Raw genomic sequence first — 26,133 nt, 5'->3', positions numbered from 1 at the left:
GCCTAATTGCGCCGGGCGGCCACGAAGCGCGCCGCTTCTGCGAGGATGTCGGTTTTCTCGCCGAGTCCTGTGTCGAGCAAGGCGGTTGTGGCCTCCCTTACAAGCGCCTCGCAGCGCGCCTTTGCGCCGGCGAGTCCCAGAAGACCAACGAGCGTCGCCTTGCCGCGTTCCGCGTCCTTGCCCGCGCGCTTGCCGAGCGCGGCCGTGTCGCCCTCGGCGTCGAGAATGTCGTCGGCCACCTGGAAGGCGGCGCCGAGCGCCTTGCCGTAGCGCAGCAGGGCATCGGCCTGCGCGGGCGTCGCGCCGCCGAGAATGCCGCCGGCGTCGACGGCGAAACGCAGCAGCGCCCCGGTCTTCATCGCCTGCATTTGAAGCGTTTCGTCGATGTTCAGCGGCACGGCGGCGGTCTCAGCCGCAAGATCGAGCGCTTGTCCGCCGACCATGCCGCCAAGGCCGGCGGCTCGGGCGAGCGCGAGGACGAGCGCCGCGCGCAGATTGCCGTCGGAATGGGTTGCGGGATCGGCGAGGACGTCGAAAGCATAGGTCAGGAGACCGTCGCCCGAAAGAATGGCGGTCGCCTCGTCGAAGGCCTTGTGCGCAGTCGGCCGGCCCCGTCGGAGATCGTCGTCGTCCATCGCCGGCAGATCGTCATGGACGAGCGAATAGCAGTGGATCATCTCCAGCGCGCAGGCCGTGCGGATAGCGCTCGCGCCCTCGACGCCGAAGAGGCGCGCGCTTTCGATGACGAGGAACGGCCGCAGCCGCTTGCCGCCGCCGAGGGTCGAGTAACGCATCGCTTCGAGCAGCCGGGCGGGGCGGATAATCTCGCCGGGGAGCGCCGCGGGCGCAAGCAAGGCGTCGAGCGCAGCCTCCGTCGCGTCGGCTGCCGCATCCAGGCGGCGGCGAAACTCCTCGGCGTGGGCGGCGACGTCCATCAGCGATTCCTTCTCTCCACGTTGGAACAGTTTGCTGCTAGCAAATTTGGCCACAAAGCCCAAGCGCCCGGACCCTCGCAGCGCCGAAGCGGCTCTTTTGGGGCATTTTCGCGACGGTCGCTCGGGCCGAACTTTCTGTCTGTTGTATTTTTGAGACAGCAAGCGCCTGGCGCTTTCATTAAACTTGGCGGTGACGTCAGAGGCGTTTTCTGGCGCAGATCCTCGCGCCGGCTCGATGCAGCGTCGGCTGGCTGCGCGGCGGGTTCCAGCCTTGCGTAAGAGCGCGGGGATGAAGGGTCGGCCCCCGAAAGGAGACATCGTATGAGAAAGATTCTGCTGCTGACGGCCGCGGTCGTCATTGTGGCGCCGCTAGCGGGCTGCAACTCGCCAGGCGAACGCGCCGCAGGCGGCGCCGTGATTGGCGGTCTGGGCGGCGCCGGCATCGGCGCGCTGGCTTCCGGCGGACGCGCGGGGGGCACGCTGGCGGGCGCCGCTGTCGGCGCGGCGACCGGCGCGGTCGTCGGCGCGGCCACGGCTCCTCCGCAGCGTTGCGCCAAATGGGGGTGGGACTATTACGGCCAGCGCGTCTGCGTGGCCTTCTACAATTAGCGCAAAAATCGAGGCTGCGGAAATTCCGCGGCCTCTTGGTCTCATCCGTTCGGCCACAGGAATCCCGAGAGGCCGGGGATCGGGTCCGTCATGACGCGCAGCTTTTCCTTGCCGATGACGAGTTCCGCGCCGCCGAAGATTTCGTGCGCCAGGCGCTTCAATTGATCGGCCGACAGGCCCAGCGCCGTCAGCTCCGAGGTCAGCGCGAGCATCTCGCCCTTGGACCCGCCCAACACGCCGCCGACGCCGCCCAACATGCCGCCGAGAATGCTCTTCTTGCGCGGCGCGGCCGCCGCGTCGGCAATGGCCTCACGAGCGCCGGGAATCCTGTCGATCAGCTCGTCCGCCGGTCCCGGATGGCGTTTTTGAAGGAAGCCGAAGACATGGCCGACCGCAATGCGCGCCATGGCCGGCTCCGTTCCGACGGAATGAGCGATGTGAGCAATCCATTGATCCACGAGCACCTCCGAAAAGGAAAAGCGCTGTCCTTTTCGCGCATCGCGCCGGCGGGGGCAACCGTCACGCCGCCGGCGGGCCGGCGTCGCCGACCGTAATGCGCCCGTCCCGCGCCGACGCCATCAGCAGGCCAGGCGTCGACCGCGCGGCGCCGCAACGGCCGTTGCGGTCGACGACGATCAGACCGCCGGAACCGTCGACTCTGCGAACCAGATAGGCGACCGCTTCGCGGGCGGCCGCTTCCGCATCCATTCCCTGCGATTCGACAAAGAACGCCGCGGTGCGCGCGAGCGCGGTGCGCAGGAATTGCTCGCCGACGCCCGTGCAGGAGATGGCGCAGGAAGCGTTGTCGGCATAGACGCCGGCGCCGATCACCGGCGAGTCGCCGACGCGCCCGCTCATCTGGTTGACGAGCCCGCCCGTCGAGGTCGCGGCTGCGAGATTGCCCGCTTGGTCGCGGGCGACGGCGCCGACCGTGCCGAGCTTGCCATGCGCCGTAGCGGCGTGATCGAGCGATGTTTCATGGCGCGCCTTGGCGCGGGCGAGCTGCGCAAGCCGCTCGGGTGTGGCGAAATAGGCCTCGTTCTCGAAGACGAGCCCATGCTCCCGGCCGAGGCGCTCGGCGCCCGCGCCGACCATGAAGACATGGGGCGTCTTTTCCATCACGAGGCGGGCGAGCAGCACGGGGTTGCGCGGACCGCGCACGCCCGCGACCGCCCCCGCCGAAAGGTCCCGCCCGTCCATGATGGAGGCGTCGCAATAGGCCGCGCCGTCGGCGTTCAGCACGGCTCCGCAGCCGGCGTTGTAGAGCGGATCGTCCTCGAGCATCGAGACGCAGCGCGCGACGGCGTCGAGGGCGCCGGCGCCCGAGGCGAGCATGTCGGCGCCGGCCTCGACGATGTGTTTCAGCGAGCCGGAAAAGCGTTCCGGCGCGCGTATCGCGCCGGCGCCGCCATGGATCATCAGCGAGTAGGCCATCCGATAGGTCTCAAGAAAGGGCCTGGTTGTGGCGGAGATTGCGGAGCGCCGCTATCGCCGCTCATTTTCAAGGGATAGTGTCTGCCAGGAGCCTCCCTTCATCAACCTGGCCCTGGCCGGCCGGTCGGCTTTTTTATCATTTAACTCGCGCGATGACGCCGTCGACGGATGTATGCGCGCCGTGCCGCCGCATCAGCTGGCAGGCGTCGCTCCGACCGGAACGCCGTCTTGCTTCTTCTTGCGGACGCTCATCGAGCGATGGGAAGGATCCGGCTCGGCAATAATTCGCCTTCACGTTCGAGCACCGGATAAGCGGCGGCGGCCACGATGTGGCTGTTTATCGATTTCATGTCGCGGAGAAGGTCGAGATGGAGCGCGCTGGCCTGCACGGCGTCCAATTGACCGCCTCTCATCCGCTCGAAATGCGCCGTCGTCGCTCGTGATTCCGCCTCCCGGAACGCAACTTTCTCGCTGGCGAGCCTGCGCGCGATTCTCGCGTCGTCCGTCATGAAAAGCGCCGACGCCGCCTGGAGGTTCGACAATAAGCGATTGATCAGATCGATGATCTCGGCCTGTTCTTCCTTCGTGAAAACCAGGCCGCGCTTCAGTCGTTTCGCGGCGTGAGGCAGAAGGCTCCGGTCGATCACGTCCCCGGCCTGTTCCAGATTCATCGTGAAGCGAAGGATCTCATCCAGCCGGCGATGGTCCTGCTCGTTCAACTCGTCCGGATCAAGCGACGTCAGATAGGCCTTGATCGCGAGATTAAGGCGATCGAGAACGTCGTCACGTCTCCGCGTTTCGACGATCTTCCGGCGGTCCGCGCCCGACAAAGCAAGGCTGGCGCCCGAAAGCATCTCGCCCAGCGCATCTGAAACGCGCAACGCTTCGCGCGCGGCCGCGCCGAGCGCGACGATCGGCGTCTCCCTGGCGGCAGGGTCAAGATATATGGGGACGGAGGGATCAGCGGGGTCGATCTGCTTGGGCAGAGCCTTCCCCAGCAGATCGCCGAAGGGCGTCAGCAGCGGCAGGAACGCCGCGGCGACGGCAAGGTTGAAAACGGTGTGAAAGTCCGCGACGGCGCGGCCGTTGTCCGAGACGTAAGCGACCACCTCCCGGCTGATCGGTTCGAGGAATAGGAGCGCCACCGCGACGCCGGCGACTCGCATCAACAGATTCCCAACCGGGAGGCGCTTGGCGGCGGGATCGTTGCCGGCGGGCCCCTCCAGGACGGGGTTGATGGCCGATCCCAGATTGGCCCCGAGGACGAGGGCGAATGCGGCGAGCGGCGGCACGACCCCCCGGCTGGCCAGGGACATGATCAGCAATACGACGGCGACGCTCGAATGCATCGCCCATGTCATGCCCGCCGCCAGCAAGACATTGAGGACAGGCGAGGCGGACGCCGCGCCGAGCAACAATCTCAAACTGGGCGTGTCCTCATAGCTCGTCATCAATTCCAACAACTGATGGAGCGCGAGAAGCATCAGCCCGAGGCCCGTAAAGACGCGCCCGACATCGCGGGCGCGCGGGCCGCTATCGCGACGAAACATGAGCACGCCAATCAGGATGAGGACTGGCGCGACGGCGGCGACATTGAAAGAGAGCAGTTGCACGATTAGCGTCGTGCCAACATTCGCTCCCAGCATGACGGCGAGGGCCGGCGCGAGGTCGACAAGGCCGCTCGCCGCAAAGCCGGCGATCATCAGACCCGTGGCGGTGCTGCTCTGAAGGATTGACGTGACGCCAAGACCGGCGAGGAATGCGCCCAATCGGTTCCTCAACGCGCGCCCGAGCGCCGCTCTGAGATTGGCGCCGAAAGCGCGCTGCACGCCCGTCTGGACCATATGCGCGCCCCAGAGCAGAAGCGCGACGAAGCCGGCTAGATCGACGAGATTTAAGGGAAAGCCCATCGATGCTGACCTCCATCTTGGGATCGGCGGCCCGCGGCCGATTTCTGCGCGAGGGCAGAAATCGCGGATTTACTCCTGCGATGGATTGCCGCCCGGCGCATTGTCACATTGGAAGTAGTCTCTTAAGTCTATGATCCTTGTAGGTCGAGCTCCTGTCAATGGCGGGATGAGCCGCACGCAATCGCGAATGAGGCTGAAGGGCTGCAAGAACCCATCCGGGGCTTCCGCATCGCGGACGCCATCGCCTTTCATCTTAATCGATAGTCCGAGCCTCGGAGCGCGCCGCAAAAAACAGATACCGACCTTTCGCAAAAAGGCGCGCTCTAAACTTCGCGAAGCGATCACGTTTTCTGCGTCTCGGCGATCCTTTCGCCAAACCTAGCGCGATCTAGGCGAAGGGCGAGGCGAAAGTCGCCGGGTTCCACCTCGTTTTCCACCAGGCCGGCATATTTTGCGATCCGCTCGCTTGGACAGGCCGAGCCGGTCTTAATTTGGCCTCCGCCCTAGCGACGGCAAAGTCGGCGATAAATGCGTCTTCCGTCTCGGCCGAGAAGGTGGGCGCGCCGACCGGCATGACCATGAATTCCTGAAAATCGATCGAGTTATGCGCGTGCTTTCCGCCGTTAATGATGTTCATCATCGGAACGGGGAGGCGCGTCGCGCCGGGGCCGCCAAGATAGGCGTAGAGCGGCAGATTCGCCGCCTTATCCGCCGCCCGCGCCCCTCCCTTTCCCGCGCGAGTCCAGAATTTCGAGCGCGTGGACCTTTTCGATCTTCGACATGGCCTGCCCTTTCGGCTCAGGAGCGAACTTCGGAGTCTTCGAGCGCCTTCTCGACCTCCATCTCATGGGTCGGCGAATGCAACGCCGCCTCATCCTTCGGAAGGAGATGGCGCGGGAGATAAAACTTGTTCGCGATTAGAGTCGGAAGCACCGCGGTGCCGATGATCGCGGCGACGAGCGTCGAGTATTGAGCGTCGTCGATAATTTTGTTCGAGAGTCCAAACAATGCGGAGATCGTTCCGAATGTGAGGCCGGAAGCCATCAGGAGCGTTGTATACATCGCGTCTTTATGCGGCGCGTCGAACGCTCTTGCGACGGGGTAAACGCTGGCGACCTTCGCGCCAATTTCGACAACGAGAAAAGCGATGACGCCAAATGGAGCCATAATCACCGTCGGAATGGAGACGAAATAGCCGGCCCGCACAAAATAGAACGGCGTGAGCAGGCCGATCGTGATAGCGCGCAGGCGTTTCACGAGAGCCGCATCCCGACCGACGCTGCCGGCAAGCGCCATTCCAATTAAATAGGCGGGCAAAACAGCCTCGCTGCCTGCCCAGACCGCGAGAGAGCCGAGCCCCATCAGTGAAAAAAGCAGGAACTTCGCTTCAAATTCGGAGGGCCTTCCTCCAAACAATGCGTAGGCCCTCGGCGTAATTCTCGGTAACCCGACGAAGGCGGCGGCGAGAACAGCCGCAAATAGCAGGGTCTTCCAAGTGAAAGGCGCGAATACGAGTCCCAGGGTGACGACTGTGCCGAGATCGGTGATGAAACAAGCGGCGAGAATCGTCTTTCCGTACTCGACGCGGTTGAAGCCGTATTCCATCATGACGGTGTAGACGACCGCGACGGAGGTTGCGGCCATTGCGATCCCCGCAAGAAGCGCCGGCGCATTCTCCCAACCGAGGAGGTAATGCGCGGCCGCCCAGCATCCGACCGAGGGTAGGAGGAAGCTTGCAGTCCCGATGGCCGCCGCCTCTTTCCATTTCAGTCGAAAGACATCGGGATCAAGTTCGGCGCCGGCCAGAAAGGTGAGGAGAATGGCGCCGGTTCCCGCGAGCGCCTTGACCCAGGGCTCCTGCACGGCGAAGGCGGAATATGCTCCGAAGACGGCGAGCGTCGAACCCGCGACCATGCCGACAATAATCTCGACCAGCGCCGTCGACAGTCGGTAGCGGTGCGCGATCATGCTTGCGACGAGCGCCAAGCCGAACACAAGGGCGACCTGCCCCCAAATTCCTGCCATCTCGATTCCTCCCTTTTCTTGTTGCGCAGCGCTTTGATGAAACCTTCCCAGCCTGTCCGGCAAGCCGAGCGTCAGCTCTTATGAGCGACTAGAACCGCGCCGACCGCGATAAAGCCGACGCCGATCCAATTTCTCGGAGAGAGGCGTTCGGCGAGAAAAAGCGTCCCGAAGACGGCGACGAGCACGACGCTCAGTTTATCGACAGGCGCGACTTGCCCTGCATTGCCGAGCTTCAGAGCTCGAAAGTAGCAAACCCAGGAAGCGCCAGTCGCGAGCCCCGACAAGAGCAAAAAGAAGTAGGTTCGTCCGGAAATGGACCCAAGCGGCTTCCATTGGTCCGTGGCGAAGAGGAATGCGGCCAGCGCGCACAAGATGACGACGGTGCGGATGAAAGTCGCAAAATCCGAATTGACGTGTTCGACGCCGATCTTCGCGAAGATGGCCGTCAGCGCGGCGAAGGCCGCTGAAAGAAGCGCCCAGAGTTGCCAGGAATCGAGAAGATTCATAAGAAATCCTCACCTTATCTTCACGAACGTTCGCACGACTTATTTTTCTCGTCCGACAACGGATCCGCGAAGACGCATCAAACCGTTATCGACGGTCGAGGCGAAAAGGTGCTGGACAAGATTGTAGAATATGATCGGCAGCATCACTTGCGGATGATCCGCGAGCGCGACCGAGGCGAGCACCAGGCCCGAGCCATTATTGTTCATGCCGAGTCCAAACATGAGGGACGCCGTGTCGGCGCGGTTTGCATTCATGACTCGCGAAAGCAGGTATCCTCCGCCAAACCCCGCGATGCAAAGCAGACATACAATCAAGGCGACGATCAGCAGAAAATCGCCGTCGGGCGCCGATACGACCTGGGGCAAAACGAGAGTCGCATTCGAGTAGTTTAAAAGGATGAGAACGAGAAAGTTGAGAACTTTCACATAGGGAAGCATTTGCGCGAAGCGGAGGTCTCCGAGAAGCGCCCGGCAGGCGATTCCGGCCAACGAGGGCAAAATCACCCAGGCTCCGAGAAAGGACATGGCTTCGCCCGACGCCAGCTCATGCAAATCTTCCGAATAGTCGCCGGTGGTCAGAAGCCCGACGGAATGAAGAACAAGAGGCGTCGTAAGCGGACTGAGCAGCGTCGTGGCCAGAACCAGGCCGAGACTCAGAACAAGGCTTCCGCTCGCGTTTTGCGCCCATGCGGTCGATGCTCCGGCGATCGGCATCGCGGCGACTAGCGCAACGCCGACCAATAATTGCTGCGTCTCTTCCGGGCTATGCCAGAACGTCATCGTGGCGCTGATCGCGAGAATCATGCTCAAGGGGGCTGCAACATTCGCGAAGAGACCAGCGAAAATCATCCCCGCTTTATGCCGCGCGTTCCGAAGCTCCTTGAGCGAAACTCCTAGGCCGGCGTTGAACAAAAGCGCCGCGAGCATGAGCGGCGGCAGATTGAGTTTGATGTCTCCAAGAGGCGTAGCCGCGCCGCCGAATTCCACCTTGCGTATCCAGAGACCAAACTGCGGAAGCAGCGCCGCGGCAAGATAGGAGAGGACGATCAACCAAATGAAATACTTATGCAAAAAATGAACTATGCCTGCGGGTTTTCCATATGCTGTCATCTTCGAGCCTTTCCTCAAGCCGCGTTAACAAGCGGGCCGGCGCAAATCTCGGAGCGGAAGGGGCTGCCGAATGATCATCGAGCGCTAACTTCCCGTTCGGCGAGACAACGCGAATCTGTCTCTGCGGCTTCGCGAACGATGTTTTTTCTGACGATATCATCGGCATGCGCCTTTGCTTCCGCAAGGTCTTTTTCATAGACATCCGTCGAATACTCGCTTGCGGCGGTTCTCACGATGGAGTCATTCGGTTGCTTCGCAACCGGCGCGCCGACATTGATCGACGCGACCGTTGAGAGACCAGGCCGTAACGGCTTTTGTTTCAGCTCTTCGGGGTCGAGCGAAATGCGAACGGGAACCCTCTGTACGATTCGGATGAAATTACCGGTCGCGTTGTCCGGCGGGAGCGTAGCGAAGACGCTGCCTGAGCCCGGCACAAGTCCCTGCACAACGCCGCGATATGTCTCGCCCGATCCATAGAGGTCGGTCCTGATGACGGCCGCCTGACCGGGACGCACCTTTTCCATCCGGTTTTCCCAGAGATTCGCCTCGACCCAGAGATGATCCAGCGGGACAATATTCATGATGGGATCGCCGGGACGCACCCGTTGGCCGACCTGCACGCGTCGTTTGGCGACGTAGCCCGATGCGGGCGCTCGAATATTCTGGCGAACGAACTCGACATAGGCTTCGTTAAAGCGCGCCTTGGCGGCCTCCACGTCGGGGTGGTTGATAAGAGAAACGCCCCCGACTCTCGCCTGCACGGCCTGGAATTCGGCCCGAGCCTCCTTCACGTCCGCGTCCTGCGCCGCGAGCTGATCCTCGGTATTTTGCAGGAGCTGCCTGGATGCGGCGCCGTTGAGGGACGCTTGCTTGTAACGTGAGAGGTCGTGAAGCGTCCGCTCCCGGATCGCCGTTCGCGCCGTGATCTTCTGGCAGGCCTGCCGGCGCGATGCGAAAAGGGCGCCGACATTTCGTACCGCTCGCGCAAGCTCGGCTTCCGCCTGGCCTAGCGCGGCTTGCGCGCGTTGCGCGTCGAGCCGTACCAGCACGTCGCCCGTCTCGACCATCTGCGTCTCTTCGGCGAGGACCTTCGCCACGACGCCGGTGGCGTCGGCCTGGACGGGAATGATGTTCCCGGTTACGAAAGCATTGTCGGTCGTCACCCAGTTCCTGTCATAGGCGAGCCAGCGAAATAGCGCCGCCGACACGCCGATGACGACGCCGGCGAATACGAGCCTGAGCAGAAAAGTTCGCTTTGCGCGAATGGTCTTGCGAGGATGTGACATTCAATCGCCTGTTAGGGGTTCCGTGGCGTCAGCCGCCGGTGACCATTTGTATCGCGTCAACGACAGGAGTGATCGGATCGGTCTCGGGCGCAGGTTTCGGTTCGGATAGGGACGGGCCGTCGGCATATCCGCCGCCGAGCGCCTGATAGAGATCGACGGCGGCGACGAGCCGGTCGCCCTCCAGACCGAGCTGGATAAAGCTTGCATCGAGGAGATCGGCGTATTCCTGGATGACTTCCCGACGATCCCTCAACCCCTCGCGAAAACGTGTCTGCGCGAGTTGGACAGCCGTCCGCCGCTGCCGCAGGAATCGAGCCTGCGCCTCATATTCGGTCCGACTGCGTTTAAGGTTGGCGAGCGCGTCGGCGACCTGCTGGGCGGCCGCGAGAAGCGTTTCGTTATAGGTGTCGACCGCCTGGTCGTATTCCGAGCGCTGGACCTCCAGGTTGCCGGTCAGCCTTCCACCCTGGAAAATCGGCAAATGCAGGCCTGGGGTGACGCTGTACGTCATGGCCCCCGGATTGAAGAGGTAGCCTCCCAGAAGGGCGAACTGACTTGAACTGACCGAAGCTTCCAGGCCGGCCGAAACGGAGAGGTCGACGGAGGGAAGAAACATCGCCTTGGCGACATGGATGCGATCCGCCGCGGCTTCTGCGCGGTGAAGCGCCGCCGCGAGGTCCGGCCGGTGGATGAGCAGCTCGATCGGCAGGCGCTTGGGCATCGACGGCTGCGCCAGCGCCACCTTCTTCCTTGCCGAAAAGAGGTCCCGAGCAGCGTCGGGACCCTCTCCGATGAACCGCGAAAGCGCATTCTCCTGTATGGAAATCGCCGCCCTGAGCGAGGCGACGCGCCGTACGGCCGTTTCCTCGTTCGAGCGCGCGATCTGGACGCTGTCGAGGGTGTCGAGCCCAGTTTGATAGCGGGTTTCAGCGAGCTTGCGCACCTCTTGGCGTAGGCCGGTGAGCTGCGTCGCGATTTTCTGCTGATTGGCGAAAACGTATCCTCGAAGATAGGCTCGAGCGACGCCAGTCGTCAGGAGCAGGCGACTCTGTTCCAACTCGCCTTCCTTAGCCAGAGCCTCTCCGATAGACGCATCCAGCAGCGCCCGATTCCTGCCCCAGAAATCCAGCTCCCATTTCGCAGAAAGCGGATTCAGAAAGGCGGCGGATTTTTCCAGACCTGCCTGTTTGGGATTGAGACCGGCTGCGACGCCGTGCTCCGCGTAGCGATACTGCTTGTATGAGAGATCGGCTTCGACGTAAGGGGTCAGACGAGAGCCCTCGATTTCGATGTTCGCCTCCGCCTCCTTCAACGTGTCGGCAGCTTTTCTCAGGCCCTGATTGTTTTCGAGCGCTCTCCCGACGAGCGAATCCAGCTCGGCGTTACCGAACGCGCGCCACCACTGTTGGCCGGGCCACGACTTCGCTCCCGGTCCAACTTTGACGCCGGAGGTTGCGACGGTTCTGGTCATTACCGGCGGAGCCATGAACTCGGCGCGCTCGGCCATCGTCGTTGGCGCGCATCCGCCCAGGGACGCAACGGCCGCGGCGAAGGGAACGCTTCGTTGTAATCTTAAATTCATCGCAGCACCGCGGTTGCGCTCGGCCAAGCCATCGAGGCTGCTCCATGAGCTCCTCGGCGCGCAGCAATTCGATGCTCGGCTTTGGCTCCGGATTCTTCGGTGGGACGCCACGGGCCAACCGGACGAAAATGGCGAGGCTGAAAAAGACGAAGGCCGCCACGAGGAACGCGCCGCCGAGACCCATGAGCAGAGCCTGATTCCGAAAAATGCGCGAGATTTGCGCGCTCGCGACGGACCGACTCATCCCCGCTTTTTCGAGCTTGTCCATGAACCGGGGAAGGAGGCCGAGCGACGGAAAGACTTCCGGCCGCGCAGGGCGCAAGAACCGTGTATCCGGGTAGTTTGCAGGGGGCGACGGCGTTGCCGCCCCCCAGCGCTGCATCGAATGATAAAAGCCGCCAGCCTCTCGGGCGATCTTCGTCCTGACCGGTCATGGACCGATCTCCTGACCACTCGGGCTCGCCGGGTGAAACCCGTGCGATTGGCGGCGCAAGGCAAGTAAGGGAATTTTCAAGGCGGACTCCTAGCGTGCGGTCGCAAGCAGGAGTCATCAGCCCCAAGGGCGGTTACAAGGCGAACTCCATCGCCTTTCTAATTAGATAAATCGGACGCTTGTGGTCTTGTCAACTGCCGCCGCCAAGGACTGGGCGTTAACAACCGGGCCGGGGCTCAAGGCCCGGCGCTCAAGCAGATTTGCCTTCCCGGCGCGCCGTTACGGGCTGACGCACGCGATTGTCGCCGGTCTTGATCCCTGATCGCTTTCAAGCCTGATCGTATGTCCGTGGCGGCATCCGAAAGACGCGCTGGCGATCGACGATCTCGAACCCTTGGGCGCCGATACAAATTTTCCAAATTCTTGCGGTCTGGCCGCCGGCGCCGCCGGCGCTCTCACAAAGACGCTGGTCGAGGGATCGTAGACCATCTGCGGCTGATCGTAGGGATATCCACCATACAACCAGGGGTACCAGCCAAAGTAATTGCCGCCTCTGTTCCTGCCTATTCCGGCAAGGCCTCCGAATCCGCCGCGGCCGAATCCAAAGTTACCGAAGCGGCCAAAACCCGTCCCGCGGAGCATGAAGCCATGGCCGGCGCCAAAGCCGCGAAAACCAAACCCGCCTCTTCCAAACCCGCCTCTTCCAAACCCGCCGCCTCCAAACCCGCCTCTTCCAAACCCGCCGCCTCCAAATCCGCCGCCACCGCCTCCAAAGCCGCGTCCCCAACCGGCCTCGGTCGTCAAAAGCAGAGCCGCCAGCCCAAACGAGACGAGAGCCGATTTCCGCATTGTGACCCTCCTGCATCCGCGCCAGCCTCCTGTTAACTAGGCCTGCCAATCAAAAAAGCAGGATTGCGCGCAAGCCGACCTTGATCGACTTAACGGCGGAGTACGGCGGACGAGTTGGCGACGGCGTGTTTGATCGCCAGCTATGGCTTAGCGTTCAGCATGATCCGCATGACCAAGCATGTGCCAATTATCAAGCCGGCCACGGCAATCGCATGTTCGATCATCGGCGCGCCCACACGGATGCTATCGCTCAGGAAACGCAGAACCTGAAGACAAGGTTGCGCGTTGAGCGAGCGTCAATCGCAGGCGCGTGAGAAGCGCCCCGGCGGCCTATGCGTCGAAGGCTAGACTTGCCGATCTTCGCACGCGCAATAAGCGGATTGTGGGCATGTCGGCGGGTAAGCTCACGCTCGTCTTTTTTTGCACCGCCTTCGGGAACTACCTACGCGCGCGATTGTTGACCCCGGAAGGCGGTCGCAAAGGAGGCGCAGATGCAACCCTCCACCGATATTTCCGATCAGCAGGAAGACGAGCGCGTTTCCGTCGTGATGCTTGAGAAGCTTGGTCAAACACTGCGGGCGTCTTTTGAAACGATGACAGAAGAGCCGATCCCGCGGGAGATGGCGCTGCTGCTTTTGCGGTTGGCTTTTGCCGAGATCGTGTACAGCGCCGCCAGCGAAGAGCTGCGCAAAACCGGATCGGGGGAGGCGCCTCAGCGGCGGATGCTTGAAGTTGAAGAGCATTTCGCAGCGGCGGCCGCCGTGGTGACGTCATCGTGCGTCTAACGGCTTCTCGAATCAGTCAGGGTTATGTGTGTCGAAGGTTCCGAAGGGTATGTTTCGGCCGGCGTCAATTCGGATTTCCGCGAATAGGAAAACAGGGAGCCGGATGGCAAAGTGCTGTCGGGCGGGTGGGTAAAATCCCTGTTCAACGCGGCCTTTTAAGGAAAATTCGACAGCCTGCCGGAAAAGCGGCAGGCTGTCTTTCCATCTGATTCAAACGGTCGGCTCGAAACTCCGCCGTGTCATCCGCCATAAAATTATGTCACCCCGCTTTAGTTTGCTTTGCCTGCGCCTCGAGAGGACGCGGCTCCGAGAGCGTCGCCCAGGAGATCCAAGGCGTCCTCCGCAATCTCCTCGGGATTCTCCCGTCCGTCGCGCTCCCGGGTAACGACGAGCAAGGCTCGCAGGAGCGCCTCTCGGTCGATGTCCATACTGCGATCGAACGCCATCCGAGCAGCGACATGGAAGGCCTCGTCGATCAAATCCTGCTTCATGGCCTTCTCCGCCAAGCGCGGCCCGCTCGAAACAGGCCCGGACGCGCTTAATTGGGGCGGGCGGCGTGCAATTTTCCGCCCGCGCCGTTTTGCCAAGTAGCACGTCGACCGAGGTCGGCAAGAAGCTCTCGTTGCGCGCGCAGAAACTTGGAGATGCAAGGCGACGGTCGCCCTTTCATCAATTCGGCAACCACTCGGCGTAGCGGCGCCTTTCTCATCCTTGTAGCGCAGCAATCAGATATATTGCCGTTGCGATGAAGCCGAGCGCCGTCCTTGCCGCGTGCAGCTTCCCCCAACGAACAAGAAGGCTTCTTGTGTCGCTGGAATCCGCTGAAGAAAGAGACGCCTGGAGTCGATCGTTGACCGGCATAATCACGATCAGCGTGTAGGGCCAATTCGCGATAATGGCGGTTGCGCCAATGGCCCAAAGCACCGAGCCGGTCGTCCGCCACGCGGCGGCGCCGAAGAGGGCCGAAATTATAGCCAGCGACGCCTGCATGGCGAAGCCGCGCTTATAGGCGGGGCCCCACTGAGCCAGAGCGGCCTGATCGTTAAGCCCCAGCCGCGCGGGCTGTTCGGCGATGCTCACGTAAAAAGCGGCCCCAAAGAATGTCGCCGCGGTCGCCAGAGCCAGTAAACCGATCATTGAGGCCGCTCCTGCTGCTGGGGCCGAGCGCCCATAGCCCCGAAGCCGCGACCGACGCCTCACTCCAGCGGGCGCCATCCCACGACGAAGGCGTCAAGTTCTTGGCCCGTGCCGGCGTTCCACCATCGCTCGTCTTCGAACCTGACGGGGAATGGAATCTCGTATCTGCCTTTGCGGTCGGCGGCAAGAACATAGACCACGGCTCCCTCGACCGGGGCCTCGGCGCTGTTCCATCTGTTGTTGGCGTCCATGATCTGTTGGCACAAGCTAATCGGCGCGAGTCAATCGTCGATCTACGGCGCGTCGGCCGCGCCACGCGCCAAAGAACAATTTTCCCTTCCCGCTTCCTGCGTCGGCGGGCATGGAACGTCGCCGTAGGAGCAGAACACACAGCAATCGCTTGGCTTCGGCCTGAGCACCGCCCCGCAGCCCTTGCATTGAAAATAGAACAGGCAAGCGTCGGTCGGCATTGTCTCGGTCGATCGATGGCCGCAGCGCGGGCAGGTGAGGGTGGAGACAAACAGCATCACCGCTCCCCGAGGAGCTTGAGCGGCAGCGGGTCGATATGGCGCCAGCCCGCCCCCGCCGCGACGATCGCCGTGGCGTAGAGCAGGAGAACCAGCCTCGCTGGCGACCGCTCGTCGGAGACGCATGCCGAACCAGGAGTGCGCGTTGTCGCGCGCCGCCGCCACCATGCCGTCCACCCGCTGGCGACCGCCACGCCGCTGAGGGCGAGGAACCAGTTCGGCGCGGCCAGGGCGGCGGGCGGAGAAGAAACGCCAAGCGTTCTCTTTTGCACGTTCTCTGCAGTCATAGCTCGCGCTTCTTCGATAATCGCATTATCCTGCCACCCGTAGCGACTACGGGTGCAAGAGAAAATCCATGCGGCCTTTCACCATTGGGCGACTCGCAGCCGCGACGGGCGTCAATCTTGAGACCGTGCGCTATTACGAGCGCATTGGCCTCATGCCAAAGCCTGCGCGGGCGGCAAGCGGGCATCGCGCCTATCAGAAAGAGCATATTCAGAGGCTGGCTTTCATACGGCGCGCACGCGAGCTTGGATTTGGCATCGAACAGATCCGCGCCCTTTTGGACCTCGCCGAACCATCCCGCGCGTCCTGCGCCGAGGTCAGGGAAGTCGCGCGATCGCACCTCGCCGAGGTGCGAACCAGACTGGCGGACCTCGCGAGACTTGAGAGCGTTCTCGCGGAAACGATCGCCCGCTGCTCCGGAGACCTCGCCCCGTCATGCCCGGTGCTCGACATGCTCGCGGAGCCAAAGCGCGCTTGAACCGAGAGACGCGCCCGGCAAGGGCGCGCGGGCTTGCGTCCGAGCATCTCGCTGGCGCGCCCCAGCTTCGCGCATTGCCTGGCGCCCGCGTTCCCGCGCCCTAACTTCGACGGGAGCAGCACGGGAGGGTCGCCATGACCGGACTAGGACTTGTGCTCTTGTACTTCGCGCTTGCGGGCGCGGCCGCCTATTTCATCCTGCGAAAAAGATAGTTGCGCCGATTTTACAGCGGCTCAATCTTTGCGGCCTGGAGCGCGTGAGACGCGAGCGCGCCTATCAGCTTATCGAGAAATGGCGCGCTCGGTCCGGGACGCGGCGCAGCTGCGGGTTTAAGGCGCAGTCCAAGCTCAGGCTGACTTACTGGCCGACAATGCTGGCCCGAACGATCAGCTTTACGCCGTCGCATTCCAGGTAGCCGATCAGACCCTTTTTTAAGTCGCCGGCGCCGTCGGGCGCGTGGCCGTTCCACACACAGCCCTTCTTGCCATCCGAACGATCATCCAAGGCGACCGTGTAGACGCCTCCTTCGATCGCGCCGTCAAATTTGTAAGTCACTTGTTTCCCATTGTCTGCGAACATCGCAGCGACGCCGCTCAGCTTGTTCCCCTGCACGGAGACATTCCAGGTTCCCTGAGCGCCCATAATCTCGTCGCTGCTCTCCTCTGTCACGAGCCAAGTCTCTTCCGCGGCGATAGCGGGACCGGCCAGCGCGGCGACAACCGCCGTAGTGACGAGTGTTTGCTTGGACATCGGTATTCTCCTGAATTGACGTTTCAGGAGGGCGCCGGCGACCGTCGTCAAGCCGCCGCGTAAATGACAAGCGCAGCCTGGAAGCATGCGCGCGGTCGACGTCTCTTGTGGTTGCGGCCGGCGGCGCCCTTACGGGTCACCGAGGCTTGTACCAGGGCACGAAGAAACCGAAAATGCCCGAAAGCACCGCGAAGACGATGACTGTCGCCACGATGATCGGGATTTCGGAAGTCCCCCACCACGCGAGAATGAAACCCAGAACAGCGCCCGCAGCGGCGCAAATGATCACGCTCGGGGTCAGCTCCATGTCGAAATTGACCACGCCGGAATATTTGTCCGGCTCTTTTTGCGGTGTCCGGGGATTATCCTTTGAGTTGTCCTGAGGCATGTCGAACCCTCCGATCCTCGCCGCAAGGCTGGACATAGGGCGCCAAGCGGAGCGGGCCAGTGGACCTATCTTGCACGGAGATAGGGGCTGCCGTAGCAGCCCGCAGCTTGGCGACCGATATTGTGCGTTCTCGGCTCTATGCTCCCCGAAAATAGCCCGCCAACCCGACGAGCCAGAGCGGGAAAAGCACGATCAGCGCCATAAGCAGCAGAAACACGAACGCAGCTCTAGAAAAGAAGAGCATAAGGATCAGGAGGGCTACCAGGGCGCCAATTAGCCGGACGGACTTTTCCTTGTTGAATTCAATGCGCCTCGCCAATTCTGCGGTCGACTTAACCCACAAGCCGATGGGGGCTGGCTGATCGGACATCAGGACGAGTTCAATGCGATCGTTCGGCGGCGTAACCATTGGAAAGTCCCTTTCGTCGATTCGCCGCACCTCGCTCAGCATACTTGAATCGCTTGCGCCCGGGACAAAATTGAGGCTCCCGGCCAAGTCGTAGCGAGCGACGGCTTACCAGAAAATCGAATGCGGCCACATTGGAGCGCGACCGCACCTCCGCAAAGAGGGATTATATGGCTCCTTCGGCCGCAACTGATGACTACGTGATTTCCGGCCGGACGCCGAACGCACCTCATCGCCCTCGAGCGGCTCCTATTATTTTGAGGCGTGAGGTCGAGGTGCGGCGCGGGGAGCACAAAAAGGCTGCTCTACTGCAGCGCCATTGCTGCGGTCCTGCGGGAAGCGTCCGCTGGCGCGCGACATGATCGTCCGAAAAGGCGCTGAGCGACGTGGATCGGGGGCGCTGCGCAATTGCGGGGAGTTCGTATCAGTTGGACCTTTTGGCAGCTTGCCAAACGACTGCAAATTGCGAACGCAAGGCGTCGCGAGGGCTACAACCACGACTGCGCCCTCGCTTCCCATCCCGGCTTTTCGAGAAGCGAGTCGGCCTTAAGAGCGATCTTATCTTATTGATTTATTTGGTGGGCGCACAAGGGCTCGAACCTTGGACCCGCTGATTAAGAGTCAGCTGCTCTACCAACTGAGCTATGCGCCCGTCCGGCGGACGCCGTAGCGCCCTCGGAACGGGGAGCGAATAACAAATGCCCGCTCCCATGTCCAGCGCCGATCCGCCTCGGCCGTCAAAATTTGTCGCGTCGTGGAAAACCCGTTATCTCCGCGCCGGCCAGCCGTGGATCGCCTTGGCTTTCGTTACGAGGTCGGCCCAGGGCCCCTTATAGGCGTTGCCGGCCTCGGCTGTCGGCGCGGACTGTTTTTGCGTGCAGATTTCCTTCGCCGTCGCCGATTTCGGCCCTTCGACGAAGAAATAGACGACATTGAGCTTGAGCGCCGAATACCATTGGTTGAGGATGTCGCCCCGCTTGAGCACATTGGCGCCCCAGGCGACTCTCTCGCGATTGGCCGGCGTCGTCCCCGGCTTGAAGCCGTAGCCATAGTCGCCTTCGCCCTTCACGAGGTCGAAGCGAACGTAGCAAAGTTCGCCCTTGGGCGGCTCGGGCTGGAAGACCAGCTCGCGCGTCACGATCGCGTCCTGGTTGTTGTAGCGGACCGTCGTGTCGACTGGGAAATGCCAGACATCCACCTTGTCGAAATGCTGCAGCAACGCCGCTTCGTCGGCGTCCTGCGCCGCGAGCGCGGGCCCGGCCGCCCCGGCCGCCAACAAGGCGATCGCGCTCAAAATCGATTTGCCCATTTCCTGCCCCTTCCCGACGCCAATGCGGCGCTTCGCTAGGCAGGTGGGAAGCGCCGCCATCGCCCGCAACCCCTGCGACAATCACGCCGCGCCGCATGGCCGCTACGATGCGCGGGATTGAGGCGCCCGCTGGCGGCGCCGAGGAATTGAGCTTTTCGGCGCGAAGCCGCGCCCTTTGATCCTGCCCGGCTTTCCAAGCGCGAAAAAGCGGCGGGCTGCGTCTTCCATCTCGCGCGAAACCGCGCTAGCAGTTTCAAGGAAGATCCCAGCACGAGATTGATTATGTCGCGAAATAAAATCGCTCTGGTCGGCGCCGGCAATATCGGTGGAACCCTCGCCCATCTCGCCGGCCTGAAGGAGCTTGGCGACATCGTGCTCTTCGACATCGTCGACGGCGTGCCCCAGGGCAAGGCCCTCGACATCGCCCAGTCCTCGCCGGTTTCGGGCTTCGACGCCAATCTTTCGGGCGCCTCTGATTACGCCGCCATCGCAGGCTCGGACGTCGTCATCGTCACCGCCGGCGTGCCGCGCCAGCCCGGCATGAGCCGCGACGATCTGCTGACGGTCAATCTCGGCGTCATCGCCAAGGTCGGGGCGGGCGTCAAGCAATATGCGCCGAACGCGTTCGTCATCTGCATCACCAATCCGCTGGACGTCATGGTCTGGGCGCTGCGGAAGGCGAGCGGATTGCCGACGAACCGCGTCGTCGGCATGGCCGGCGTGCTCGATTCCGCCCGTTTTCGCTACTTCCTCTCGGAGGAGTTCAAGGTTTCCGTCGAGGACGTGTCCGCCTTCGTGCTGGGCGGCCATGGCGACGACATGGTGCCCTCGGTGCGCTACTCGACCGTCGGCGGCGTGCCGCTGCCCGACCTCGTCGCCATGGGCTGGACGACTCAGGAACGCATCGACGCCATCGTCGAACGCACCCGCAAGGGCGGCGGCGAGATCGTCGGGCTGCTCAAGACCGGCTCGGCCTATTACGCCCCGGCGGCGTCGGCCATCGCCATGGCGGAGAGCTATCTCAAGGACAAGCGCCGGGTTCTTCCCTGCGCGGCCTATCTCGACGGCGAATATGGCGTGAAGGGCCTATATGTCGGCGTCCCGACCATCATCGGCGCCAACGGCGTGGAAAAGGTGATGGAAATCAAGCTCGACGCCGCCGAGCAGGCCATGTTCGCCAAGTCGGTGAACAGCGTGAAGACGCTGATCGAGGCGGCGAAGGCGCTCAATCCGGATTTCGCCTGAGCGCCCTTTCAGCCCCGGCTCATGCGCCTATATCTGAGCGGCCGTCCTTCAGGGAGCCGCAGATGCGTGAGCGCTTTTCCTTTCCCATTCGCTTTGAAGACGCTGACGTGCGCGCGGCCGTAAACGCTTTTGTCTGGCGCGCGCTGTTTCTGGAGAAGCCGCTTCGCGCGGTCCTGCCGCTCGCGCTCATCGGTCTCTCCTGCGCGGGCCTCGCCCTCGCGGGCGACGGCGAGGACGCCGCGCTGCTTTTCATTGGCGCGACGGCGCTTCTCGCGATCTTCGTCGCCGGCGGCTGGCGCATGCAGCAGCGCATGATGCGCGAGAAGGTCGAGCGGGCGCGGGGCCATCTTTCCAGCGCCACGCTCTTTGACGAGGGCGTCGTGGTCGACGCCGGCGGCGCCGCGCCGCTTCTGCCCTGGGCGTCGATCAGGGCCGTCTGGCCCGGCGAGCGCGTCTGGCTGCTGATCGTCGCCACGAATTATTTCATTGCCTTGCCCGTCGAACGCGCGCCCAAGGAGGCGCTGGATTTTCTGACGGCGCGGGTCTCTCAGGCGCCTCGCGCCTAGTTGTCGAAGCGCGAATATGGTCCGGTCCTTGCTGAAAATTTGATCGGGCGGCGCCTCTCAGGATCGATTTTTCATGGCCAAGCGCACTATCGACCAGCTCCTCGACGGCCGCCCGATTCGCGGCCGGTGATCTTGCCGAACGCCTGCGCGGAAAGTCTCGATATCGTAGGCGAGAGGCGGAACCTAAAATTGCATTGTGGCGCGGCGCGACTGTATGGCGCAGGGCTGAAGCCGAGATAAGCGCCCGTGTGGGACCGTATCGAATGACGAGAGGCGCCATTGCTCTTCTTTCCTGGTCTCCGGCCGCTCCGCTATCCCCGCGCCCCGCGACCACCCGTCCGCTTGACGCCGCGGCCCCGCCATGGCCATTAGGCCGCAAGCCTGCTCGGCGCGCTGTTTGCTTTTAGGGAGAGCCCACCGCATGAACATCCATGAATACCAGGCCAAAGCCATTTTGCGCGAGTTCGGCGCGCCGGTCGCCGCTGGCTTTCCGGTCCTGAAGGCCGAGGAGGCCGCCGAGGCCGCCAAGAAGCTCCCCGGCCCGGTCTATGTGGTAAAGGCGCAGATTCACGCCGGCGGTCGCGGCAAGGGCAGGTTCAAGGAAGAGGCGGCCGGCCCGCAGGGCGGCGTCCGCATCGCCAAGTCGATCGAGGAAGCGCAGGCCTTCGCCAGGCAGATGCTCGGCAACACGCTGGTCACGATCCAGACCGGCGAGACCGGCAAGCAGGTCAACCGCCTCTATATCGAGGACGGCGCCGCGATCGACAAGGAATTCTACCTTTCCATGCTGATCGACCGCGCGACCTCGCGCATCTCCTACGTCGTCTCGACGGAAGGCGGCATGGACATCGAGGAAGTCGCCCACTCGACGCCCGAGAAGATCGTCACCTTCTCGGTCGATCCGGCCACCGGCTTCCAGCCGCATCATGGCCGCCGCGTCGCCGACGCGCTGAAGCTCAAGGGCGATCTCGCCAAGCAGGCGGGCGCTCTGGCCGAGAAGCTCTATACGGCCTTCGTCGCGAAGGACATGGAGATGCTCGAGATCAATCCGCTGATCACGACCAAGGACGGTCAGTTGCGCTGCCTCGACGCCAAAGTGAGCTTCGAGAACAACGCCCTCTACCGCCATCCGGAGCTCATGGAGCTGCGCGACCTTTCGGAAGAGGACGAGAAGGAGATCGAGGCGTCGAAATACGACCTCGCCTACATCTCGCTCGACGGCAATATCGGCTGCATGGTCAACGGCGCCGGCCTCGCCATGGCGACGATGGACATCATCAAGCTCTACGGCGCCTTCCCCGCGAACTTCCTCGACGTCGGCGGCGGCGCCACGGCCGAAAAGGTCACGGCGGCGTTCAAGATCATCACCGCCGACCCGAACGTCAAGGGCATTCTGGTCAATATCTTCGGCGGCATCATGCGCTGCGACACCATTGCGGAAGGCGTGATCCAGGCCGTCAAGGAAGTCGGCCTCACCGTGCCGCTGGTCGTGCGCCTCGAAGGCACGAATGTGGATCTCGGCAAGAAAATCCTCAGCGAATCGGGCCTGAACGTCATTCCCGCCGATGATCTCGACGACGCGGCGCAGAAGATCGTCAAGGCGATCAGCTAACAGGGCTGAAAGACAAGGACGAACGGCGGCGGAGCGATCCGCCGCCGATCTTACTTGAACTGCGCCATGGCTTTTGCCGCCAGCGTTCATCGACGACTCTGCGGCCGGGCGTTTGCGCCTTGCAAGGCGCTCCCAAAACCGCCATCTTTACGCGCGAATCTGGACATCCCGGCCACTCGTTCCGGCGGATCCGTTGCGCCCCGCGCATAGGCTGCTCCGTCGCTCGTCTAGGAAAGCGCCTGTGCCTCATCTCGCCCGCCCGTTGACCCCGGTGTTTCGCCTGTTGCTGCGGGGCGGCCTCGCCTTTGCCGCGCTGGGGGCTTTCCCGAATGCGAGCTATGCGCTCGCCCACGAAGGCGGGCTGTCCGTCGCGCGCCCCTTCGAGGTGGGGTCAAGCCTTTCGGGCAATTACCTCGCCGCGATCGTCGCGGGCGCCGAGCGCGATACGCTTGCGGCCTCGACCTTCTTCCGCGAGGCGCTGCGCGACGACCCCGCCAACAACGACCTCGTCGACCGCGCCTTCGTCGCGGCGCTGGCCAATGGAAACATGGCCGAGGCGGTCTCTCTCGCCCCGCGCGTCATCGCGCACGACAAGGGCAACGGCCTCGCCCACCTGACCAAGGGCGTCGATTTCATCAAGAATCGCCGCTGGGCCGCCGCTCGCGCCGAACTCGCCAAGGGCGGCGGCGACAAGCGCCGCGACATCACCTCGACCCTTCTCGTCGCCTGGACCTATGCGGGCGCCAAGGACACCCGCAAGGCGCTCGCAACGTTGGATCAGCTCAATGATGAGGCCTTCGTCGTCTTCCGGGACTATCACGCGGCGCTCATCGCCGATATGGGCGGCGACAAGGCCGAGGCGGAGAAGCGCTTCAAATCGGCCTATTCAGCCGAGAAGAACACGCTGCGCCTGGTGGACGCCTATGCCCGCTTTCTCGCGAGCCGGGGCCAGCGCGACGAGGCGAAGAAGATCTATCAGGGTTTCGACGAGGTGGCCCCCGGCCATCCGATCATCGTCGCCGGGATGACGGCGCTCGACGAAGGCAAGCCGCTGTCGCCCTTCGTGCGTACGCCGGACGAGGGCGCAGCGGAAGTGCTCTACGGTCTCGGCGCCGTGGGCGGCCGTCAGGGCGACGAACTCGCATCGCTCATTTATCTGCGCCTTTCGCTTGCTCTCGCGCCCGAAAATGCGCTGGCCATCATCACGCTGGGCGACGTCTACGAGCGCATGAAGCAGGAGGAGACGGCGATCGACCTCTATGACAGCGTGCCGAAGGACAGCGCGCTGCGGGTCAACGCCGACGTGCAGGCGGCGCTGCTGCTCGAGACGCTGGGCAAGTCGAAAGAGGCGACCGACCACCTCGCCGCGGTCGTCGCGGCCAATCCGAAAAACCAGGAAGCGCTGACCGCGCTCGGCAATCTGCAGCGCTCGCGCAAGCTCTTTTCCGATGCGGCGGCGACCTATTCGCGCGTCATCGACCTGCAGCCCAAGCCCGAGAAAGGCCAGTGGCTGCTGTATTATTATCGCGGCATCGCCAATGAGCGCCGCAAGGACTGGAAGGCGGCGGAATCGGACCTCAAAAAGGCGCTTGAGCTCAATCCCGACCAGCCGCTCGTGCTCAATTATCTCGGCTATAGCTGGGTCGACCAGGGCGTGAATCTCGACGAGGCCTTTAAAATGCTGCGCCGCGCCGTCGATCTGCGCCAGCGCGACGGCTATGTGGTGGACAGCCTCGGCTGGGCCTACTACCGCCTCGGCCGTTATGACGACGCCGTACGTGAGCTGGAGAAGGCGATCGACCTGAAGCCGTCCGATCCCGTCATCAACGACCATCTCGGCGACGCCTATTGGCGCGTCGGCCGCAAGCTCGAAGCGCAGTTCCAGTGGAACCATGCGCGCGACCTGAACCCGGATCCGGAAGACCTGCCGAAGATCCTCGACAAGATCAAGAACGGCATGAAGGACCAGCCGGAAGTCGCAGGAAATACAACGAAGACGGGGGGGTAGGCGGGGCCCGCCATGGCCGGGCTTGTCCCGGCCCATCCCGCCGAGCGGCGACGGCGCCCGTCGAAGGTGAGAACGCCGCTGCAGCCCCATGGCGTGGATACCCGCGACAAGCGCGGGCATGACGTGGGAGCGGCTGCGGAATGTCTCGGGACGCTGGATGCGGTTCCTACCTCTCCTCCGCCATCTCCATCACAACCGCCCATTCCGCATCCGTCACCGGCTGCACGGAGAGCCGCGAATTGTTCACCAGCACCATATCCGCCAAGCGCGGTTCGCCCTTGATCTCCGCCAGCGTCACCGGCTTTTTCAGCGCCTTGACCGCCTTGACGTCGACCATGCCGAATTTGCCGGTCTCATCGGTGTGGTCGGGGTAATATTCCTTGCTGATTTCGACGATGCCGACGATCGCGCGCTCGTCGTTCGAATGGTAGAAGAAGGCGCGCTCGCCTTTCTTCATCGCCATCAGATGCTTCTTGGCGAGATGATTGCGCACGCCGTTCCAGAACGTGCCCTTGGCGCCCGCTGCGGCCTGCTGGTCCCAGGACCAGGTCGAGGGTTCGCTCTTCAGAAGCCAGTGGGCCATCAGATTTCGACTCCGACGACGCGCTTCCAGGCGCGCAGCTCCACTCGCTCGAAAAGGCCGGCCCTGGCGTAGGGGTCTTGAGCCAGCAGATCGCGCGCATCCGCGTAATCCGCGCAATCGAGGATGAGCATGGAGCCCACGGGCTTGTCTCCGTCGAGGAAAGGGCCGCCGAGCTTAACTTTCGCCGCATGCTGCTCGAGAAAGGCGAGATGATCGGCGCGGGTGGCCATGCGCAGATCGACCTGGCCAGGCTTGTCGAAACAAAGGGCGATGAAGAACACAGAGCTGCCTCGCTGAATGAATAGACGATGCGCCTCCTTGTCCCAAAGGGCGGGCGCAGGGTCAAGCGCGTCACTCGGCGCGTGCCGGCTCCTCGAGCCGCGTCACGCGCTCGCCAAAATCGATCAGCGTCTCGCGCAAAGCCGCGACATCCGCCGGCGACGGCGTCTCGGCCGCCAGGGACGCGGCGCCCTCGCGGCGCCGGCTCGCGCGCTCTGCGCGCAGGACTTCGACGGCGCCCTGCAGCATGGCGTTGTCGGCGCGCGCGACTTCCAGCTTGTCGGCGTTGTCGCGCGCTTCGTTCCGCGCGTTGCGCAGCGCGTTTTCGAGATGCTCGACGTCGTTGCGCCGACGGTCCTGCTCGGCCGCAAGCGCGTTGCGCGTCTCCTCGCGCTCCTTCACGATTTCGCGCTCCCGCTCAAGCGCACGCTGAAGCTTCTCAAACGTGTCGTTATAGTCCTTGATGAGACCCGGCGCCTTGGCCGCCTCCGCCGAGGCGCGCGCGTATTTTTCCTTCAGCTCTTCGAGTTCGCGCTGGAGTTGCGTGTTCTGCTCATGCAAGGCGCCGATCTTGGCTTCATGCGCGACGACGCGGCTATATTGGGCCTCCTTCTCCCGCCCGAGTTCCTCCTTGTCGGATTCGAGCAGGCGCAGGCGCTCCACGTCGCGGTCGGCGCGTTCGGTCATTTCGTGGAGCGCGAGTTCGGTCGAGCGCAAGAGGTCGGTGCGCTCGGCGAGGGTCTTTTGCGCTTCGCGCAGCGCCAGCTCCATGTCGCGATTGTCGGCCTCGGCCCTCTTCAGACGCGCCTCGGCTTCCGCGACGCGCGCGGCGTGGCGGCCGATGGCGGCGAGATCGTACGCCTTGGAGGACTTCACCGCCTCCATCTCCTGCTCCAGCCGCCGTTCGCGCACGGCGAACTCGGCGCGCAGCAGGTCGCGCTCGGCGATGACCTCCTCCATGGACATGGGCGCGAGCATTTGCAGCCGCCGCATGGAGAGCCGCAGCGCGCGCCGCCAGAAAGCGGGCAAAAACAGAAGCGTGACGAGCCCGGCGACCAGAACGCCGAGCGCGAAATACATCGCCTGTTCGATCAAG

Annotated in this window: 29 protein-coding genes, 1 tRNA gene, 1 pseudogene and 1 riboswitch; of the genes and pseudogenes, 7 read left to right on the top strand and 24 right to left on the bottom strand. The window is 63.2% G+C overall.

Going from position 1 to position 26,133, the window contains the following annotated elements; translation table 11 throughout:
• Positions 1 to 2: 2 nt before the first annotated feature.
• Complete coding sequence (locus ACNHKD_RS16615; protein WP_442754592.1) at positions 3 to 935, bottom strand: polyprenyl synthetase family protein; 933 nt, start codon at positions 933 to 935, stop codon at positions 3 to 5.
• A gap of 321 nt (positions 936 to 1,256) precedes the next feature.
• On the opposite strand from ACNHKD_RS16615, the gene ACNHKD_RS16610 reads away from it, so the two are divergent.
• On the top strand, positions 1,257 to 1,544 hold the full coding sequence (locus tag ACNHKD_RS16610) for a hypothetical protein (protein WP_442754591.1): 288 nt from the start codon (positions 1,257 to 1,259) through the stop codon (positions 1,542 to 1,544).
• A 41-nt stretch (positions 1,545 to 1,585) separates the two neighbouring features.
• On the opposite strand, the gene ACNHKD_RS16605 is transcribed toward ACNHKD_RS16610, so the two are convergent.
• The 10 genes and pseudogenes from ACNHKD_RS16605 to ACNHKD_RS16560 form a co-directional block, all read right to left on the bottom strand.
• Positions 1,586 to 2,002 carry a DUF2267 domain-containing protein gene (locus ACNHKD_RS16605; protein WP_442754590.1) on the bottom strand — a complete coding sequence of 139 codons (417 nt, stop codon included), beginning with the start codon at positions 2,000 to 2,002 and terminating at the stop codon, positions 1,586 to 1,588.
• A 61-nt stretch (positions 2,003 to 2,063) separates the two neighbouring features.
• Positions 2,064 to 2,978 carry an isoaspartyl peptidase/L-asparaginase family protein gene (locus ACNHKD_RS16600; RefSeq protein WP_442754589.1) on the bottom strand — a complete coding sequence of 305 codons (915 nt, stop codon included), beginning with the start codon at positions 2,976 to 2,978 and terminating at the stop codon, positions 2,064 to 2,066.
• A 248-nt stretch (positions 2,979 to 3,226) separates the two neighbouring features.
• On the bottom strand, positions 3,227 to 4,888 hold the full coding sequence (locus ACNHKD_RS16595) for a Na/Pi cotransporter family protein (protein WP_442754588.1): 1,662 nt from the start codon (positions 4,886 to 4,888) through the stop codon (positions 3,227 to 3,229).
• 341 nt (positions 4,889 to 5,229) lie between these two features.
• Positions 5,230 to 5,379, bottom strand: a complete 150-nt coding sequence (locus ACNHKD_RS16590; RefSeq protein WP_442756922.1) for a hypothetical protein — start codon at positions 5,377 to 5,379, stop codon at positions 5,230 to 5,232.
• Between the two features lie 62 nt (positions 5,380 to 5,441).
• Positions 5,442 to 5,609 (bottom strand): annotated as a pseudogene (eno, locus tag ACNHKD_RS16585) (phosphopyruvate hydratase); the annotation flags it as partial.
• A 77-nt stretch (positions 5,610 to 5,686) separates the two neighbouring features.
• A complete protein-coding gene (locus tag ACNHKD_RS16580) occupies positions 5,687 to 6,913 on the bottom strand; it encodes a cation:proton antiporter (RefSeq protein WP_442754587.1) in 1,227 nt (408 codons plus the stop codon).
• Positions 6,914 to 6,984: 71 nt separating this feature from the next.
• On the bottom strand, positions 6,985 to 7,419 hold the full coding sequence (locus ACNHKD_RS16575) for an EamA family transporter (RefSeq protein WP_442754586.1): 435 nt from the start codon (positions 7,417 to 7,419) through the stop codon (positions 6,985 to 6,987).
• Positions 7,420 to 7,458: 39 nt separating this feature from the next.
• A complete protein-coding gene (locus ACNHKD_RS16570; RefSeq protein WP_442754585.1) occupies positions 7,459 to 8,490 on the bottom strand; it encodes a bile acid:sodium symporter family protein in 1,032 nt (343 codons plus the stop codon).
• 113 nt (positions 8,491 to 8,603) lie between these two features.
• A complete protein-coding gene (locus ACNHKD_RS16565; RefSeq protein ID WP_442754584.1) occupies positions 8,604 to 9,815 on the bottom strand; it encodes an HlyD family efflux transporter periplasmic adaptor subunit in 1,212 nt (403 codons plus the stop codon).
• A 28-nt stretch (positions 9,816 to 9,843) separates the two neighbouring features.
• Entirely contained in the window at positions 9,844 to 11,397 is a 1,554-nt protein-coding gene (locus tag ACNHKD_RS16560) for an efflux transporter outer membrane subunit (protein WP_442754583.1), read from the bottom strand.
• A gap of 534 nt (positions 11,398 to 11,931) precedes the next feature.
• A riboswitch (Fluoride riboswitch) is annotated at positions 11,932 to 11,994 on the bottom strand.
• A gap of 1,176 nt (positions 11,995 to 13,170) precedes the next feature.
• Here ACNHKD_RS16560 and ACNHKD_RS16555 point away from each other — a divergent pair.
• Positions 13,171 to 13,464: a hypothetical protein gene (locus tag ACNHKD_RS16555; protein WP_442754582.1), complete on the top strand. Its 294-nt coding sequence runs from the start codon at positions 13,171 to 13,173 to the stop codon at positions 13,462 to 13,464.
• 269 nt (positions 13,465 to 13,733) lie between these two features.
• On the opposite strand, the gene ACNHKD_RS16550 is transcribed toward ACNHKD_RS16555, so the two are convergent.
• The 5 genes from ACNHKD_RS16550 to ACNHKD_RS16530 form a co-directional block, all read right to left on the bottom strand.
• Positions 13,734 to 13,955 carry a hypothetical protein gene (locus ACNHKD_RS16550; protein WP_442754581.1) on the bottom strand — a complete coding sequence of 74 codons (222 nt, stop codon included), beginning with the start codon at positions 13,953 to 13,955 and terminating at the stop codon, positions 13,734 to 13,736.
• Positions 13,956 to 14,169: 214 nt separating this feature from the next.
• A complete protein-coding gene (locus ACNHKD_RS16545; RefSeq protein ID WP_442754580.1) occupies positions 14,170 to 14,601 on the bottom strand; it encodes a DUF1772 domain-containing protein in 432 nt (143 codons plus the stop codon).
• A 59-nt stretch (positions 14,602 to 14,660) separates the two neighbouring features.
• Positions 14,661 to 14,867, bottom strand: a complete 207-nt coding sequence (locus ACNHKD_RS16540) for a hypothetical protein (RefSeq protein WP_442754579.1) — start codon at positions 14,865 to 14,867, stop codon at positions 14,661 to 14,663.
• Between the two features lie 27 nt (positions 14,868 to 14,894).
• A complete protein-coding gene (locus tag ACNHKD_RS16535; RefSeq protein WP_442754578.1) occupies positions 14,895 to 15,128 on the bottom strand; it encodes a GDCCVxC domain-containing (seleno)protein in 234 nt (77 codons plus the stop codon).
• On the bottom strand, positions 15,128 to 15,415 hold the full coding sequence (locus ACNHKD_RS16530) for a hypothetical protein (protein WP_442754577.1): 288 nt from the start codon (positions 15,413 to 15,415) through the stop codon (positions 15,128 to 15,130). The genes ACNHKD_RS16535 and ACNHKD_RS16530 overlap by 1 nt, the downstream gene beginning before the upstream one ends.
• Positions 15,416 to 15,483: 68 nt before the next feature.
• Here ACNHKD_RS16530 and ACNHKD_RS16525 point away from each other — a divergent pair, with 68 nt between their 5' ends.
• Complete coding sequence (locus tag ACNHKD_RS16525; protein WP_442754576.1) at positions 15,484 to 15,891, top strand: MerR family transcriptional regulator; 408 nt, start codon at positions 15,484 to 15,486, stop codon at positions 15,889 to 15,891.
• 357 nt (positions 15,892 to 16,248) lie between these two features.
• Here the strand turns inward: ACNHKD_RS16525 and ACNHKD_RS16520 are convergent, their stop codons facing one another.
• The 5 genes from ACNHKD_RS16520 to ACNHKD_RS16500 all read right to left on the bottom strand — a co-directional run bounded on the left by ACNHKD_RS16520 (position 16,249) and on the right by ACNHKD_RS16500 (position 18,804).
• Positions 16,249 to 16,692, bottom strand: coding sequence for a hypothetical protein (locus tag ACNHKD_RS16520; RefSeq protein WP_442754575.1), 444 nt, complete (start codon positions 16,690 to 16,692; stop codon positions 16,249 to 16,251).
• A gap of 85 nt (positions 16,693 to 16,777) precedes the next feature.
• The gene (locus tag ACNHKD_RS16515) at positions 16,778 to 17,029 is read right to left on the bottom strand and encodes a hypothetical protein (protein WP_442754574.1); all 252 of its coding nucleotides are present in this window, start codon (positions 17,027 to 17,029) and stop codon (positions 16,778 to 16,780) included.
• A 136-nt stretch (positions 17,030 to 17,165) separates the two neighbouring features.
• Positions 17,166 to 17,480 carry a hypothetical protein gene (locus ACNHKD_RS16510; RefSeq protein ID WP_442754573.1) on the bottom strand — a complete coding sequence of 105 codons (315 nt, stop codon included), beginning with the start codon at positions 17,478 to 17,480 and terminating at the stop codon, positions 17,166 to 17,168.
• Between the two features lie 531 nt (positions 17,481 to 18,011).
• Positions 18,012 to 18,087, bottom strand: a tRNA-Lys gene (locus ACNHKD_RS16505).
• 114 nt (positions 18,088 to 18,201) lie between these two features.
• Entirely contained in the window at positions 18,202 to 18,804 is a 603-nt protein-coding gene (locus ACNHKD_RS16500) for a hypothetical protein (protein ID WP_442754572.1), read from the bottom strand.
• Between the two features lie 222 nt (positions 18,805 to 19,026).
• Here ACNHKD_RS16500 and mdh point away from each other — a divergent pair, with 222 nt between their 5' ends.
• From mdh to ACNHKD_RS16480, 4 genes are all read left to right on the top strand, one after another.
• The gene (gene mdh, locus ACNHKD_RS16495; RefSeq protein ID WP_442754571.1) at positions 19,027 to 19,989 is read left to right on the top strand and encodes a malate dehydrogenase; all 963 of its coding nucleotides are present in this window, start codon (positions 19,027 to 19,029) and stop codon (positions 19,987 to 19,989) included.
• Positions 19,990 to 20,051: 62 nt separating this feature from the next.
• The gene (locus tag ACNHKD_RS16490) at positions 20,052 to 20,555 is read left to right on the top strand and encodes a hypothetical protein (protein WP_442754570.1); all 504 of its coding nucleotides are present in this window, start codon (positions 20,052 to 20,054) and stop codon (positions 20,553 to 20,555) included.
• A gap of 421 nt (positions 20,556 to 20,976) precedes the next feature.
• On the top strand, positions 20,977 to 22,167 hold the full coding sequence (sucC, locus tag ACNHKD_RS16485; protein WP_442754569.1) for an ADP-forming succinate--CoA ligase subunit beta: 1,191 nt from the start codon (positions 20,977 to 20,979) through the stop codon (positions 22,165 to 22,167).
• A 241-nt stretch (positions 22,168 to 22,408) separates the two neighbouring features.
• A complete protein-coding gene (locus ACNHKD_RS16480) occupies positions 22,409 to 24,175 on the top strand; it encodes a tetratricopeptide repeat protein (RefSeq protein ID WP_442754568.1) in 1,767 nt (588 codons plus the stop codon).
• 166 nt (positions 24,176 to 24,341) lie between these two features.
• On the opposite strand, the gene ACNHKD_RS16475 is transcribed toward ACNHKD_RS16480, so the two are convergent.
• The 3 genes from ACNHKD_RS16475 to ACNHKD_RS16465 form a co-directional block, all read right to left on the bottom strand.
• Positions 24,342 to 24,758 carry an EVE domain-containing protein gene (locus tag ACNHKD_RS16475; protein WP_442754567.1) on the bottom strand — a complete coding sequence of 139 codons (417 nt, stop codon included), beginning with the start codon at positions 24,756 to 24,758 and terminating at the stop codon, positions 24,342 to 24,344.
• Positions 24,758 to 25,039 (bottom strand): YciI family protein, encoded by a 282-nt coding sequence (locus ACNHKD_RS16470; protein WP_442754566.1) that lies wholly within the window; start codon positions 25,037 to 25,039, stop codon positions 24,758 to 24,760. The genes ACNHKD_RS16475 and ACNHKD_RS16470 overlap by 1 nt, the downstream gene beginning before the upstream one ends.
• Positions 25,040 to 25,109: 70 nt before the next feature.
• A complete protein-coding gene (locus tag ACNHKD_RS16465; protein WP_442754565.1) occupies positions 25,110 to 26,132 on the bottom strand; it encodes a hypothetical protein in 1,023 nt (340 codons plus the stop codon).
• Position 26,133: the final 1 nt, after the last annotated feature.

Origin of the sequence: Methylocystis sp. JAN1, assembly GCF_052186135.1 — a bacterium.
GTDB lineage: Bacteria > Pseudomonadota > Alphaproteobacteria > Rhizobiales > Beijerinckiaceae > Methylocystis.
This window is presented reverse-complemented; position numbering and strand designations above follow the sequence as displayed.